Annotated in this window: 11 protein-coding genes; 5 read left to right on the forward strand and 6 right to left on the reverse strand. The window is 64.8% G+C overall.

Annotation, left to right across the window (positions count from 1 at the left end; all coding sequences use genetic code 11):
• Positions 1-4: 4 nt before the first annotated feature.
• Together NX778_RS14095 and NX778_RS14100 are read right to left on the reverse strand one after the other, a co-directional pair.
• Complete coding sequence (locus NX778_RS14095) at positions 5-622, reverse strand: class I SAM-dependent methyltransferase (protein WP_258812383.1); 618 nt, start codon at positions 620-622, stop codon at positions 5-7.
• Positions 623-731: 109 nt separating this feature from the next.
• Entirely contained in the window at positions 732-956 is a 225-nt protein-coding gene (locus NX778_RS14100; RefSeq protein ID WP_258812384.1) for a CsbD family protein, read from the reverse strand.
• Positions 957-1,234: 278 nt separating this feature from the next.
• Between NX778_RS14100 and NX778_RS14105 the strand changes: the two genes are divergently transcribed.
• Positions 1,235-2,737 (forward strand): EAL domain-containing protein, encoded by a 1,503-nt coding sequence (locus NX778_RS14105; protein ID WP_258812385.1) that lies wholly within the window; start codon positions 1,235-1,237, stop codon positions 2,735-2,737.
• Between the two features lie 176 nt (positions 2,738-2,913).
• Here NX778_RS14105 and NX778_RS14110 read toward each other — a convergent pair whose 3' ends face one another.
• Both NX778_RS14110 and NX778_RS14115 read right to left on the reverse strand, forming a co-directional pair.
• Complete coding sequence (locus tag NX778_RS14110) at positions 2,914-4,965, reverse strand: M13 family metallopeptidase (protein WP_258812386.1); 2,052 nt, start codon at positions 4,963-4,965, stop codon at positions 2,914-2,916.
• Positions 4,966-5,043: 78 nt separating this feature from the next.
• Positions 5,044-7,665, reverse strand: coding sequence for a M1 family metallopeptidase (locus tag NX778_RS14115; protein ID WP_258812387.1), 2,622 nt, complete (start codon positions 7,663-7,665; stop codon positions 5,044-5,046).
• Between the two features lie 299 nt (positions 7,666-7,964).
• Between NX778_RS14115 and NX778_RS14120 the strand changes: the two genes are divergently transcribed.
• On the forward strand, positions 7,965-8,246 hold the full coding sequence (locus NX778_RS14120) for a flagellar protein FliT (protein ID WP_258812388.1): 282 nt from the start codon (positions 7,965-7,967) through the stop codon (positions 8,244-8,246).
• Positions 8,247-8,726: 480 nt separating this feature from the next.
• Here NX778_RS14120 and NX778_RS14125 read toward each other — a convergent pair whose 3' ends face one another.
• A complete protein-coding gene (locus NX778_RS14125) occupies positions 8,727-10,220 on the reverse strand; it encodes a FimV/HubP-related protein (protein WP_258812389.1) in 1,494 nt (497 codons plus the stop codon).
• A gap of 89 nt (positions 10,221-10,309) precedes the next feature.
• Here NX778_RS14125 and fumC point away from each other — a divergent pair, with 89 nt between their 5' ends.
• The 3 genes from fumC (at position 10,310) to NX778_RS14140 (ending at position 12,350) form a co-directional block, all read left to right on the forward strand.
• Complete coding sequence (gene fumC, locus NX778_RS14130) at positions 10,310-11,704, forward strand: class II fumarate hydratase (RefSeq protein WP_258812390.1); 1,395 nt, start codon at positions 10,310-10,312, stop codon at positions 11,702-11,704.
• A 45-nt stretch (positions 11,705-11,749) separates the two neighbouring features.
• On the forward strand, positions 11,750-11,962 hold the full coding sequence (locus tag NX778_RS14135) for an RNA-binding S4 domain-containing protein (RefSeq protein ID WP_258812391.1): 213 nt from the start codon (positions 11,750-11,752) through the stop codon (positions 11,960-11,962).
• Positions 11,963-12,065: 103 nt separating this feature from the next.
• On the forward strand, positions 12,066-12,350 hold the full coding sequence (locus tag NX778_RS14140) for a DUF883 domain-containing protein (RefSeq protein WP_258812392.1): 285 nt from the start codon (positions 12,066-12,068) through the stop codon (positions 12,348-12,350).
• A gap of 50 nt (positions 12,351-12,400) precedes the next feature.
• Here the strand turns inward: NX778_RS14140 and bufB are convergent, their stop codons facing one another.
• Positions 12,401-14,038 carry an MNIO family bufferin maturase gene (gene bufB, locus NX778_RS14145; protein ID WP_258812393.1) on the reverse strand — a complete coding sequence of 546 codons (1,638 nt, stop codon included), beginning with the start codon at positions 14,036-14,038 and terminating at the stop codon, positions 12,401-12,403.

A 14,038-nucleotide genomic window follows, 5' to 3' on the forward strand; every position in this document is an offset into this window, starting at 1 on the left:
CCCTCTAGATCTTTCGCCAAACACTCGCCAGCCAAGGCTGCTGCTCGCGCGGCAGCCCTGTCGGCCGATAGTAGTGGTGCAAGGGCCGGAACCCCGCTGCCGTCAGGTAGCCTTCCCACGTCTCGTAATCGTAATAGCTCCCGTAGCGCTCGCCGTTCCAGCCTTCCTGGTTGTGCCCGCGCGGATTCGAACTGAACAGCACGCCGCCGGGCTTGAGCGCCGCATGCAAATCGCCAAGCACCTTGGGCAGCTGCGCGCTGGGCACGTGGAACAGGACGGCGTTGGCGAAGATGCCGTCGAACATCACAGGCGGCAAGTCCAGGTGCAACAGGTCCTGCTGCCAGACTTCGCAGCCGCTGAACTCGCGCGCCATCTCGACAAATTTCGCGCAGCCGTCCAGCCCGATCGCCTTGTGGCCAAGCGCGGAAAAAGTCTTCAGGTCACGGCCCGGACCGCAGCCGAGATCGAGAATGGTGAATGGCGGCTCCGCCTCGATGGCGCCCAGCAGCGCATCGACGTTCTGGCTGACGTCGTGGTCGATGGTGCCGGCGAAGAATGCGCGGGCGTTGTGCTCGTAGTGGTCGAGCGTGCGGCGTGAGATGTCGTCGTAGGATTCGCTCATTGCAGTTCAAGAGAGGATTCATTCCCGGGCAGGCTTATTGGCAGTATAGCCCCTGCATGCAATGAAAAAGCCGCGCCCACGGCGCGGCCTTTACTGAAGCGAATGTTGATCAGCTACCCTGGCGATTACCACCGCGGTCCAGCGGACGGTCACCCTTGTCCAGGCTGTCCTTCACGTTTTCCTTCAAGTTGCCATACTTTTCCTGCACCTTGCCTTCGACTTGCTTCGAGAGCCCCTTGGCTTGCTGTTCGCTGCTGCCGACCACCTTGCCGACTTCTTCCTGCACCTTGCCGCCAATGTCCTTGGCCTTGCCTTTGATCTGGTCCTTGTTCATCTGAAATACCTCGTCTCTGTCGTTGATACGAGCTTGTATTCTAGGCCGCGATGTCACATCGATCCGTTCGCCAGGTAACACTTAACGCGTACATACTGTAATCAGACGCCGGTTGCACCGCTGTGCAGCTAGCGAGACAATCAAACGGTTTGGGGCCTGTGCCCCGCAAAGCTGAGCATATGGATGAGCGCCGCACGAAATGGCTCGCGGTGCTGGGAATTGTCCTGGCGATAGCCTTACCCGTCGGACTGGCCGTTTTCCTGGCGCGGCATGAAAGCTTGGCCCAAGAGAAACAGCGGGCCCTCGCGTTCGCACGTGAAGTACTCGTCCGTTCAGAAGCCAGCACCGACGAAGTCGAAGCCGCCTTCGCCTCCCTCGCCAACACCACCGATCCCGAACCCTGCTCGCCCTACAACACGCAGCTGATGCGGCGGCTGGACGTGACCTCGGCTATGATCCAGGCCATCGGCATCCTCGAACACAACACGCTCGTGTGCTCCTCGCTCACCGACCGCAACCAGCCGGTTGAACTCGGCAAGCCGCAAGTGGTGACCCCCAGCGGCGCCAGGATCTGGAGCGGCGCCGAGCTGCCGTTTGCGCGCGGGGTGCGCTTCGTGGTGATCGGCCGCGGGCAGTACGCCGCCATCGTCCACCGCACCGCGCCGATCACGGTCAGCAGCGCGGACCCGCAACTGGTCGTGGCCGAGGTAGCCTTGCCGGAGCGCGTCGTGATTACCGGCCACGGCGACGTCAAGACCAGCTGGCTGAACGGCCTGAATCCCGGCACCGAGACCACCTTCTCCGACAATGAGGACGTGGTTGCCGTCGCCGTCTCGAAACGCTATGCGCTGGCCGCCATCGCCGCCTTGCCGGTCAGCCGGGTGAACGGGATGGCGTGGTCGATCGCACGCTGGCTGGTGCCCTGCGCCTTGCTGATGGGTGTGCTGCTGGCCTGGGCCGCGATTACGCTGGCGCGCGCGCAGCTGGCGCTGCCGATGGTGCTGAAGGCGGCCCTCAAGCGCAAGGAATTATTCATGGTCTACCAGCCGGTGGTGGACCTGCGCACCGGCAAATGGGTCGGCGCGGAAGCCCTGATCCGCTGGAACCGCCCGGGCGGCGAGGCGGTGCGGCCGGACGTGTTCATCGTCGCCGCCGAAGACAGCGGGCTGATCGCGCAGGTGACGCGCCAGGTGGTGCTGCAGCAGGTGCGGCGTCACGCCGAGATCCTGTTCAGCCAGTTTCCGCACTTCCACATCGCGATCAACCTGGCGGCGGAAGATTTACAGTCCGAACACACGGTGGCGCTGCTGCAGGAGCTGGTGACGGCGACCGGTGCGCGCCATGGCAACCTGATGGTGGAGGCGACCGAGCGCAGTTTCGCCGATCCCACCACCGTGCGCGGCATCGTCAACGCGTTGCGCAAGGTGGGTATCCGCATCGCCATCGACGACTTCGGCACTGGCTACTCCAGCCTGTCCTTCCTGGAAAGCGTGCACTTCGATTTGCTGAAGATCGACAAGTCTTTTGTCGACACCGTGCAAACCGGGGCGGCCACCAGCCAGGTGATCCATCACATCATCGAGATGGCCAAGGCGCTGCGGCTGGAGATGATCGCGGAGGGTGTGGAGACCAAGGCCCAGGCCCAGTTCCTGCGTGACCGCGGGGTGCAGTATGCGCAGGGCTGGCTGTTTGCGGAGCCGATGATGTTCGAGCAGATGCTGGAGGAGTTGAAGGAGCAGCAGCAGGAGGCGCCGGAGGCGGCGGCGAGCGGGACGCGGTGATGACGCTTGGGACAACCATCGCGTAAGAAAGAACGTCGTCCTCGCGAAAGCGGGGACCCCATTTCCCGTGCTGACCACTTACGATCACCGTAGTGGGATACCCGGGCGCCTAGCCCCTCCGCGGGAACGACGTTCTCTCTTTAGCTGCTGCTACCTCTGCTTTCTAGCGCGGCTGTTTACCAGACCCTCACGCGCTGCTCCGGCGCCAGGTACAGCTTCTCGCCCGGCTTGACCTCGAAGGCCTTGTACCAGGCATCGATGTTGCGCACGGTGGCGGCGCGGTACTCGGCCGGGGCGTGGCCGTCGGTCAGGATCTGGCGGCGCTCGGCGGCTTCGCGGGCCTTGGTGCGCCAGCTGTGTGCGAAGCCGATGAAGAACTCGCGGTCCGCTGCCTCGTTCGCCTGGTCGCCCAGCGCCGCATGCAGCGCGTCCAGCGACGCCGACAGGCCGGCCAGGTCGGCCAGGTTCTCGCTCAAGGTCTGCTGGCCATTGACCGCCAGGTCCGGGAACGGCTTGTAGGTCGAGTACTGCGCGGCCAGCTTCTGCGAAGCTTCCTTGAAGTGCTCGGCGTCCTGCTTGGTCCACCAGTCACGCAGGCGGCCCCGGGCGTCGAACTGCGAACCCTGGTCGTCGAAGCTGTGGCTGATCTCGTGGCCGATGATGGCGCCGATCGAGCCGTAGTTCGAGGCTTCCGACGCCTTCGGATCGAAGAATGGCGGCTGCAGGATCGCGGCCGGAAAGTTGAGCGCGTTCTGCAGCGGCAGGTTGACCGCGTTGACCAGCTGCGGCGGCATCACCCACTCGCGCATGTCCGGCTTCTGGTGCAGCTTGGCGACTTGCTGCTTGTAGCGGAACTTCTCGGCGTTCATGGCATTGGCGAAGGCGTCGGTCGGCGAGACAGCGAGGCCCTCATACGACTTCCACTTGTCCGGATAGCCCACACCCACGTACAGGGTCTTGAGCTTTTCCTTGGCCTGGGCGCGGGTGGCCGGCGCCATCCAGTCGAGCTTGTCGATGCGCTTGCCGAAGGCGGCGATGATGTTGGACACCATCTGCTGCACGCGCGCCTTGCTCTCGGCCGGGAAATACTTGGCGACGTAGATCTTGCCCACGGCTTCATCCATCGCGCCGTCGGTCGCGGCCAGCGCGCGTTTCCAGCGGGCCGACTGCTGCGGTGTGCCGGACAGGGCCTTGCCGTAGAAATCGAATTTCTGGTCCACCACCGCCTTCGGCAGCACGCCGGCGAAGTGGTTGATCTGGTGGAAGGCCAGCCAGTCCTTCCAGGTGGCCAGGTCGGTGCTGCCCACCAGCGATGCCTCGCCCTTCACCGCGGTCGGGTGCCAGACCATGAATTTGCCCTGGTCCGACAGGCCGGCGGCCTTGAAGAATGCTTTCCAGTCCATGCCCGGCGCCTTGGACGCGAATTCCTTCATGGTCCAGGTATTGTCCGCCAGGTGGACATCGGCCGATGCCTCGCGCGTGGCGTGGGTCTGGGCGATCGCGGTTTCCAGCGCCATCACACCCTGCGCGCGCTTGTCGGCGTTGTCGTAGCCTGCCAGCTTGAGCATCGCGGCAATGTGCGCCTGGTACTTGTCGCGCAGGCCAGCCATGCGATCGCTCTTGTCGAGATAGTAGGCGCGGTCCGGCATGCCCAGGCCGCCCTGCATCAGGTAGCCGATGTTGTGCGAGGGGTCGTGCAGGCCCGGCGCGATCCACAGGCCGAGCAGGTTTTCGGTGTAGAAGTTGGTGGCGTTCAGGGCGTCGACGTCGGCGCGCAGGCTTTCGCCCAGCGCGCGGGTCAGGCCGGCCTTGTCCTTGATCGCGTCGATCTTCGCGAGGGTCGGCTTGATCGGGGCCAGGCCCTTCTGCTCGATCGCGGACTCGTTCATGTAGGCGCCGTAGTAATCGGACACCCGGCGCTCGTCGGCGCTCAGGTTCTTCTGGGCCGCCAGGCCTTCGATCATCTTGACGATGCGCTGGTTGGTTTCCTCGGCCAGCTGCCCCATCGCGCCCCACGCCGCCTTGTCGGCCGGGATGTCGGTCTTCGCCAGCCACTCGTTGTTGGCCCAGGTGAAGAAGTCGTCGCCCGGCAGCATGGTGGCCGCCTTTTCCTGGCTTGGCGCCTGCGCGGCAGGTGCCTGCTGTGCGTGGCCGGGAGTGAAGACCAGCGCGGCGCCGCACACGGCCAGCGCCAGCGCGGTTTTGATCGGAGTCCAGCGAGTATCCATGGGTGTCCCTTCGTTTTAGCTGTTGTTAATCCATTTATTATCCGCCGATGTAGACAAATTGCCCACGCGGATGGTTTCTTACTTCAAGGCCTCGCGGACCTGCGGCAGCAGGCGTGCTTTTTGCGCCGCGCGGACTCGGATGCCATTGCCCACCCGCTGGGCTTCGACCAGCGCATCGGGGCCAAAGTTCTTGCGGACATAGTCTTCCATCATGTCGGCGTCGGCCGCGTTGGACGAGCCGCCCACCACGTCGGCGAAGGCATGGTCGACCGCCAGCGCGTTCAGGTTCTTGAGCAGCGCCTCGCGGTGCTCGACGGCGAATTCCCAAGCCTGCTGGGTGTGCTCGCGGCCGACGTCGGCCACCATGTGTTCGGCCAGGCTGGGCGGCAGGTCCGACGAGAGGGCCAGCGCCAGCGTGCGCGCGGCCAGCGCCGGATCGCGCACGCTGGTGAGCGCGCGGCCGAGGCGGTTGCGCTCCTCGGTATTGGTGGCCTCCAGGGTGCGCTTGGCGATCGCATCGTAAGTTGCCGCATCGGCGTAGCGGCCAGTGGTGCGCAGCACGAATTCCAGCATCGACGGGCTGACCGAGGCCGGGTCGGCCAGGTAGCGCGCGAAGCGCTGGCGCGCCTGCGCGATCGCGTCGGCATCGCCAGTCTGCGCCAGCGCCATTGCCAGCAAGGCGCGCAGGCGCTTGTCCTCGGCGCTTTCGCCGGGCCGCTCGTCCCAGCCCAGCTCGCGCATCTTCGGCGTCGCGAATTCATTGATGAAACGGGCGATCAGCGCTTGCTCCGGTTCCTTGTCCGCAAGCCTGTACAGCGCGCCCAGGTTGCCGCCGATCGATTGCCACACGGCCAGTCGTGGCTCGTGCTGGTATGCGCGCACCAGCTTCAGGTAACTGTCCAGCGGCAGGCTGCCGGCGCTGACGAGGGCCCAGGTGTCGGTCAACAGCTTCAGTCGGGTCGGGTCGGGCAGCTTGGCGGCCTGGGCCGAAAGGGCCTGGAAGCTTTGCGGGTCGTACTGGATGCGGAAGAAGCCGACGCTGTAGGGATCGACCACCAGCGCGCCCTCGCAGCCGCCCTGCTCGAAGGTGGTCGATGCGGTCGACAGCAGCGTGTAGATGGCGCGGCCGTTGACGGTGCCGACCTGCAGCGGCACATGCCACAGGCGTTGCTCGGCGGCCGGCTCGTCCACGCGGAACTGCTGCTGCGACAGCGTGACCATGCGCTTGCCGTTCTCGCAGGCTTGCTCGACTTTGATCAGCGGGAAGCCGGGCTGGGTGGTCCAGTCCGAGGCAAGCTGGCCGACCGGCTTGCCCGACGCCTGTTCCAGCGCGTTCCACAAGTCCTGGGAGGTGGTGTTGGAATACTTGTGCGTGGCCATGTAGTTGCGGATGCCCTTGCGGAAAGCATCCTCGCCCAGATAGTCCTCCAGCATGCGCAGGAAGCCCTGCCCTTTTTCGTAGGTGATGGCGTCGAACGCATTGGCGGCCTGCGACTCGTTGTCGATGCGGGTCTGGATCGGGTGCGTGGTCTTGCGCGCGTCCAGGTTCAGCACGCCTTCGCGCTCGGCGATGCCGTTCAGGTAGGGCCGCCATTCGGGATGGAAATGGTCGGTCGCCTTGGACGACATCCACGAGGCAAAGCCTTCGTTGAGCCACAGGTTGTCCCACCAGGCCATGGTCACCAGGTTGCCGAACCACTGGTGCGCGATCTCGTGGGCGTTGACCATGAAGGTGCCCTGGCGCACCTCGGGCGCGCTGCGCTGCGGGTCGACCAGCAGCGCGGACTCGTTGTAGGTGATGCCGCCCCAGTTCTCCATCGCGCCATTGAAGCCGCCGGGCATCGCGATCAGGTCGAGCTTGGGCAGCGGATACGGCACGCCGAAGTAGCCGTTGTAATAGTGGATGATCTCCTTGGCATCGGCCAGCGGCGCGGCGGCGGAACCGAGCTTGCCCTTGGTCGTGACGACGCCGATATCGACGCCGTCCTGCTTGCCGGACAGGCGCTCCAGCTCACCGGCGGCCAGCACCACCAGGTAGCTCGGCATCTTGGGCGTGAGCGCGAACGAGATGCGCTGCTTGCCGTCGGCCAGCACCTGACGCTTGTCGACCGGGGTATTCGAATAGGCGCTGAAGCTGGCGGGAACGTCGATGCTCAGCTTGTAGCGGGCGCGGAAGGACGGCTCGTCCCAGCTTGGCAGCAGGCGGCGCGCGTCGGTCGGCTCCATCGTGGTGGCGATCATCTTCTTGCTGTCGGCGCCGGACTTGTAGTTCATGTAGAACATGCCGCGCGCCTCGCGGTTGATCTGGCCGCTGAATTGCATGGCCAGCCGGTAGCGCCCCGGCTTGATCGGCTTGGGCAGGGAAAAGCTGACGGTTTGCTGCCTGGCGTCGACCGCCGGGACGAGCGTGATCGGGGCGAGGCCGTTCCCGCTGAGGGTCGCGTTGGCGATCTGCAGCTTGTCGGCGTTGAGCATGATCGCCGAGGTCGGCTTGAGGACGTCGATCTCGACGCTCTCCTCGCCGCGGAAGGTGTTGGCGGCAATGTCCGGCACGATATGGGCTGCGTACTGGATCGGCAGCACGTCCTTGGGCAGCTTGCCCGGCGTCGCGGCGAACGAAAACGGTGCTTCGGCAAACGCGGCGCCGGCATCCAGCGCAAACGCGGCCGCGATCGCGGCACGCAGCAGATGGTGCTTCATGGTCTCCCCTCTCTTGTCGTTGGCGCCCTGCTCGTGGCGAGCGCTCGCCGTGAACTGTAGGGAAAGCGTGGCCGGCCCGCAGCCTCCATGCGACAGGATGCAAAAAACCGGGCTGGAACGCCGTTTTCCGGGAATAGCCGGGCAGGAACGATGACATATCATCATCCTGTAATGACAAAAAGTTATCGACCGAAAAATATTTTAAAAAATTTACCGGGAACCCTAAAGTTCGCGAAATTGGCGCCGATAAGTCTAGAGAACCGGCAATCCGGCCGGAGTTTTGGGGACTGGAGAACGCAATGACCTCCAACGAAGTGCTGTCGATGTACGAGAATCTTGCCGGCCTGACGGGGCAGATGGCTGCCGCCGCGCAAGCAGGCGACATGCAGCGCCTGGCGCAGCTGGAAACTCGTTGCGTGATCGAAAGCGCCGCCGCGGCAACCGGCGTCCCTGCCCTGCAAGGCGCCCAGCGCCAGCGCAAGATCGACCTGCTCAAGCAGATCATGGCCAACGACCGCGCGATCCGCGAGGTCACCGAGCCGTGGATGGCCCGCGTCGACGGGCTGGCTTGCGCTCACTAAGCCACTGATTTCCTTATAAAAAAGCGCCTGCGGGCGCTTTTTTTGTTGCCGATCCGCTGAGTGAACCAAGAGTTGCCGTCGTTCCCGCGAAAGCGGGAACCCCATTTCCAGTGCGCCGACATGGCTCCGCCGTTTTGGCCCGCTCGCAAAATGGGATTCCCGCTTTCGCGGGAATGACGGCTCGTCTTTGGTGGAGTACTGAAAATGAAAAAGCGCCACACGGGCGCTTTGGGGTAGTGCGGAGAGCGAGCACCAGGTATCTCCTGGTGTCGCCTCTTGCCGGTTGCTTCCGGCGTCCGCGTCGCACTGTTGCTAGCGAACTGCTTCCGGACTCAGGCGTTTCCTCAACGTTCATCTGCTTTCCGCGCCACGCTATCGGTGGTGGCTGCGACAGATCCTGAGCCGTTCTTTGTGGTTTCAATCACCACTGAACTCAGTATAACAAAAAATGACATCCGTGCTAATTTTTTCTTGTAAGTACTAAATCAGGGTCGGTTCGATCAGCTCATCGTCGTCAACATCGTGGTCAGGCAGCGGCGCGTGCACCCTGTGGACCTTCACCTGCTTGCGGCGATGGCGCCAGAACTGCAGGCCGCCGACGGTTGCGAACACCCCGCCGCCGGCCCCGGCGATCCAGCCCCAGGGCATGCCTGCCGGCAGTTCCTCTGGCGCAGCCGGAGCTGGCGCCGCCACCGGGACCACAGCTTTCAACTTGACCGGTTTAAATACAGGCCGCGCCGGCGGCTCCTCCATCACCTGGCCGAATTTTTCGTCGGCTGCCGGGCGCTCGGCGGCTTCTTTCTTGACCGGCAGCGGCGGCTTGGCTGGCATCGCCGGCTTCGGCGCTTCAACGGGCTTGGGCGCCGCCGCGGCCTTGGCTTCCGCGGCAGCGCGCGCTTTCGCCTCGGCCTGAAGGGTCTTGACGCGCTCTTCAAGCTTGACGAGTTCGGCGCGCAGTTCCGCGTTCTTGCCGTCCAGCGCGGAACACGTGGCCTCGGCCTTCGAAGGCTCTTTCGGGCAAGCCGGGACAGGCTTTGGCTGCGGAATGACTGCGGGGTGCACCTGGCTTGCCTTCGCGGCGGCCAATGTGATCGGGGCCGGCTTGGGCTCCTCAGGCTTGGGCGCAGGCCTGGCGGCGACGGTCGGCTTGGGCTCCTCCGCCTTGGTCACTGGTTTGCCTGAAACCGCCGGCTTGGGCTCGTTCACTTTCGCCGCAGACTTGACTGGCAGCGCTGGTTCAGGCGCCTCCGGCTTTGCCTCAGGCTTGCTTGCCACCGCCAGCGTGACGGGCACGTGAGCAAGGTGTGGCGGCGGCGTCTTTTCAGCCACGCTTGCGAGCTTTGCCGGTTTCGTTACGGCCGGCACGGGCTCCGCAGGCTTACGGGCCGGTTCGGGAACTGGCTGCGCGGGTTTTGCCTCTTTAACGGCTGCAGGTTCAGGCAGTGGCCGCACCAGCTTCTGATGGCTCGCCGGCATGGCCCGGAATGGCGCGCGGACAGTCCGCTTGGGCGCAATCTCCTGCACGACAGGCGGCGCGGGAACTGGCGACGCAACGAGTCGCGGCGCAGGCGGCGCCGGGTCCGGCGTGAACCATAGGGTGGCCAGCCGCACGCCGCGCTGCCCGCCGTCGGTCAGCTCCAGGTACAGGTGCAAATGGTCGGCCTCGATCGGCCGGGTCGACGTCACATGGAGGAATTGCCTGCCATCGCGCCGCACCACGGCCAGGTTCACGCTGGACAGCACCGGCGGCAGCTCAAGGCCGGCCCCGCGGTACACATCCAGGCTGGCAACGCGCGCCAGCACCGTTCCGTTTGCATCATGGAGCGAGGTCAGTTCGATATCGGCGGATAATTGTTGGCCGAGATAGGAATTGACCTTGGCGTCTCCCAGCTCGGCGGCGCGCGCGCCCGCACCCGCGAGGACGGCGCCGGCAAACAGCAAACTGGCAAGTTGAAACGAAGGGTGGCGCGGCATCGGGCGGGTCGATTTGGATCCTAAGCGTAATTAACGGGCGCTGGAGTAAACTCTTTAGCCTAATCTGAAAAACAACAAGGATGGCCTAAATGGAAACGAGGATCGAAAAAGACAGCTTCGGCCCGATCGAGGTGCCGGCAGACCAGCTCTGGGGCGCGCAAACGCAGCGTTCCCTGCACCATTTCCATATCTCGACCGAACGCATGGCGCCGGAACTGTTGGCCGCGCTGGCCCAGGTCAAGCGTGCCGCGGCCGCGGTCAACCGCTCGCTCGGCAAGCTCGACAAGGACAAGGCCGAGGCCATCATCAAGGCTGCCGACGAGGTACTCGACGGCAAGCATCCCAACGAGTTTCCGCTCGCCGTGTGGCAAACCGGCTCTGGCACGCAGAGCAATATGAACATGAACGAGGTGCTGGCCAACCGCGCCTCCGAACTGCTGGGCGGCGAACGCGGCGAGAAACGCCTGCTGCATCCGAACGACCACGTGAACATGGGACAGTCCTCCAACGACATGTTCCCAACCGCCATGCACGTCGCGGCCGCGACGGCGGTGGCGCAGGCCGTGCTGCCGGCGCTGGCCCGGCTGCGCGGCACGCTGGAGCTGAAGTCGCGCGACTTCGCCGGCATCGTCAAGATCGGCCGCACCCACTTGCAGGACGCGACCCCGCTGACGCTGGGCCAGGAATTTTCCGGCTATGTGGCCCAGCTCGAAATCGCGGAGCAAGCGATCCGCTCCGCCCTGCCCGGCTTGCTGTTCCTGGCCGCCGGCGGCACCGCGGTCGGCACCGGGCTCAACGCGCATCCGGATTTCGCGCCGCGCATCGCCGCCGAGATCGCCTCGCGCACCGGACTGACCTTCAAAAGCGCGCCCAACAAATTCGCCGCGCTGGCCGGGCACGAGCCGATGGTGGCCGCGCATGGCGCCCTGAAGACACTCGCGACCGCGCTGATGAAGATCGCCAACGACGTGCGCTGGATGGCGTCCGGCCCGCGCTCCGGCCTGGGCGAAATCACCATCCCCGAGAACGAGCCGGGCAGCTCGATCATGCCGGGCAAGGTCAACCCGACCCAGGCCGAAGCGATGACGATGCTGTGCTGCCAGGTGTTCGGCAACGACGTCGCGCTCACCATGGGCGGCGCGCAGGGCAACTTCGAGCTGAACGTGTTCAAGCCGATGATCGCCCACAATTTCCTGCAAAGCTGCCGCCTGCTGGCCGACGGCATGCGCTCCTTCGACGAGCACTGCGCGCGCGGCATCGAGCCGAACCGCAAGCGCATCGGCGAGCTGATGGAGCAATCGCTGATGCTGGTGACGGCGCTGGCGCCGCACATCGGGTATGATCGCGCGGCGCAAATTGCCAAAACCGCACAGCATAATGACCTGACCCTGCGCCAGGCCGCGCTGCAGTCCGGCTTCGTCAATGAAGAGCAGTTCGACCAATGGATCGTGCCGATCGAAATGACGCGGCCCGACACCATCTGAGGCGCGGACCCAACCGTACGCCGCCATTTTTTTCCCGGGGATAGAATGCAACAAACAGTTATCGAATTGACATCTGAATATATCGAACTCAACCAACTGCTGAAAGTGGCCGGCCTGGTCGACAGCGGCGGCGCCGGCAAGCACATGGTCGAGAGCGGCGTGGTGTCGGTCGATGGCAAGCAGGAGCTGCGCAAGACCGCGAAGATCCGCTCCGGCCAGGTGGTGAAGGTGGGCGACGTCCGGATCAGCGTGAAATAAAAGCAAGGGCGGCGGCCTGTGCGGCGCGTTTGCGCCCAGACAAGCGCGGCAGGTCTCCCTTGTTTATATTTTAAGTGTGATCAACCGGACGAAGGTGAAGGCGATGGATACCCCGGAGGACAACCCGCACACGCAAGAGCGGCTGATCGGCGACCTGCGCGCGGTCATCGAGAATGCGGAAGAGCTGCTGAAAAACACCGACCAGTACACCAGCGTGCTGTACCAGAACGCACGCGCCAAGCTGTCGATGGCACTGACCGCCGCCAACGAGGAACTCGCCCGCTTCGAAGACGCACAGCTGACCCGCATGATCGACGCCACCCGCGACGCCAACGAACGCTTCCAGGACAAAACCGGCGAAGAGCGCATCCTGCGCGCTTTCCACTGATTAGCTTGTCGTGCCCGCGCGGGCGGGAACCCCATTTCGCTCGCGCACCGCTAGCGCTTACCCAACACGCCGCCGTCGGCCGCCAAGAAAACGCCGCCTTCCAGCCACTGCCTGAGCTGCGTGGCCACATCGAAATTGTCATCAAGCTCGCACGCCGCATCCAAGGCCTCACCCAAGGTCTTGCCCTGCTCGCAAGCATTCAAGGCCGCAAAGGCAGCTTCGGTCAGCCTCGACAGTTGCGGCTGCCACTTCGGCCGCGTCACCAACACGAAATTTTCCCGCGCCATCTCGTTGGGGAAGCCCGTTCCGGACGGCTGGTGCGCCAGCCACAGCTCGCCTACAGCCCAGCCACTCCGCACCAGTGCCGTCGCCGGATGCAGCGCCAGCCGCAGGGATTCCACCTGCTCCGGCGCCAGTCCTGCAAGGTCCGATGCAGTCAGCGCCGGTGCATCGCAAGCGTAATACGAGCGGTGCAGCTCCCACTCCAGGCGGGCCATGTCCGGCAGATACGGAAACCGCGCAACATGCTCGAACCCGGCAAGGAACCCGGCGAAGTGCTCACCAAACACGTTCAGGTCCGGATCTTGTGACGCAAGACCCTTGCCATAGGCGCGCGCAAGGCCGGTGAAAAATTCCTCGCCGACCAGTTGCCGCACGACCGGATATGCCGCGGCCAGCGCCTTGTCCCAGTTCGCCGTGAGATTGCCCCGATAAATGCCCAGCCGTTCGTCGGCGCCCTCTCCTTTCACGGCTGGCAGCGCAAGCGCGCCATCCAGCAGCGCCTCGCCGAAGGCCTGCTGGCGCGCCGCCAGCACATCCGCCGGGGAAGCGATCGAGACCGGCGCAAGCCGCATGCCAGCACCAGCAGCGGACTCATAATCCGCCGCGATGCGGTCGGCCTTGGCGGCCTCCCGCAGCAACACATCCAGCTCCGGAATATCCGTATCCCATTCGACCAGCGTCGGCACGCGGCCAAAGCGCGCCAGCGCGGCCCGATACAGCACCCACACCGGCTCGGCCACTGCCGCGCCATGATGGTCGATGACGGCATGCTCCGCCTGCAGGTGCCCGGCCAGGTGGATCTCACCGACACTGCCGAGCGGAAGCGCCGCGATGGCCGCCAGGGGATCCTCGCCGTGGTTGCGCTGGTTGACGTAGAGATTGTTCACGTCCAGCAGCACGCCGCAGCCGGTCCGCCGCACCAGCTCGGCGAGGAATTCGGCCTCGCTCATCGCATCGTCGTGGAAGCGCACGTAGGCCGACACATTCTCCAGCAACACCTGTCGCCGCAGCGCATCCTGCATGCGGCCAATGCGCTCGGCCAGCAGGTCGAGGGCCGTCCGCTCCAGCGTCAACGGCAACAGGTCGTGCAACTGGCGCCCCTGCAAGGCGCCCCAGCTCAGGTGCTCGGACACCAGCATCGGCTCGATCTGTTCGACCAGCAGACGGATGCGTTCAAGATGATGTTCAGGAAAGCCGCGCGCGGAACCCAGGCCGAGGCCGACGCCGTGCAGGCTGATGGGATAGTCACGCCGCAGCGTGCGCAGGACGTGCCAGTCCCAGCCCGAGCGCGAGAGGAAATTTTCGGTGTGAACTTCGAGCCAGCCGGCGGCCGATTTCTGCTCGAGGAAGCGGCGGTAGTGCGGCGCCCGCAGGCCGACCCCGGCCGCCAGCGCCTGCCCCGCCAT

This window comes from Massilia terrae, assembly GCF_024753145.1.
GTDB classification, from domain to species: domain Bacteria; phylum Pseudomonadota; class Gammaproteobacteria; order Burkholderiales; family Burkholderiaceae_D; genus Telluria; species Telluria terrae.

Bases quoted from the DNA above. Each gene is read 5' to 3' on its own strand.
- NX778_RS14095 (WP_258812383.1), bottom strand. From the start codon at position 622: ATGAGCGAATCCTACGACGACATCTCACGCCGCACGCTCGACCACTAC.
- NX778_RS14100 (WP_258812384.1), bottom strand. From the start codon at position 956: ATGAACAAGGACCAGATCAAAGGCAAGGCCAAGGACATTGGCGGCAAG.
- NX778_RS14110 (WP_258812386.1), bottom strand. From the start codon at position 4,965: ATGGATACTCGCTGGACTCCGATCAAAACCGCGCTGGCGCTGGCCGTG.
- NX778_RS14115 (WP_258812387.1), bottom strand. From the start codon at position 7,665: ATGAAGCACCATCTGCTGCGTGCCGCGATCGCGGCCGCGTTTGCGCTG.
- NX778_RS14120 (WP_258812388.1), top strand. From the start codon at position 7,965: ATGACCTCCAACGAAGTGCTGTCGATGTACGAGAATCTTGCCGGCCTG.
- NX778_RS14125 (WP_258812389.1), bottom strand. From the start codon at position 10,220: ATGCCGCGCCACCCTTCGTTTCAACTTGCCAGTTTGCTGTTTGCCGGC.
- fumC (WP_258812390.1), top strand. From the start codon at position 10,310: ATGGAAACGAGGATCGAAAAAGACAGCTTCGGCCCGATCGAGGTGCCG.
- NX778_RS14135 (WP_258812391.1), top strand. From the start codon at position 11,750: ATGCAACAAACAGTTATCGAATTGACATCTGAATATATCGAACTCAAC.
- NX778_RS14140 (WP_258812392.1), top strand. From the start codon at position 12,066: ATGGATACCCCGGAGGACAACCCGCACACGCAAGAGCGGCTGATCGGC.
- bufB (WP_258812393.1), bottom strand. From the start codon at position 14,038: ATGGCGGGGCAGGCGCTGGCGGCCGGGGTCGGCCTGCGGGCGCCGCAC.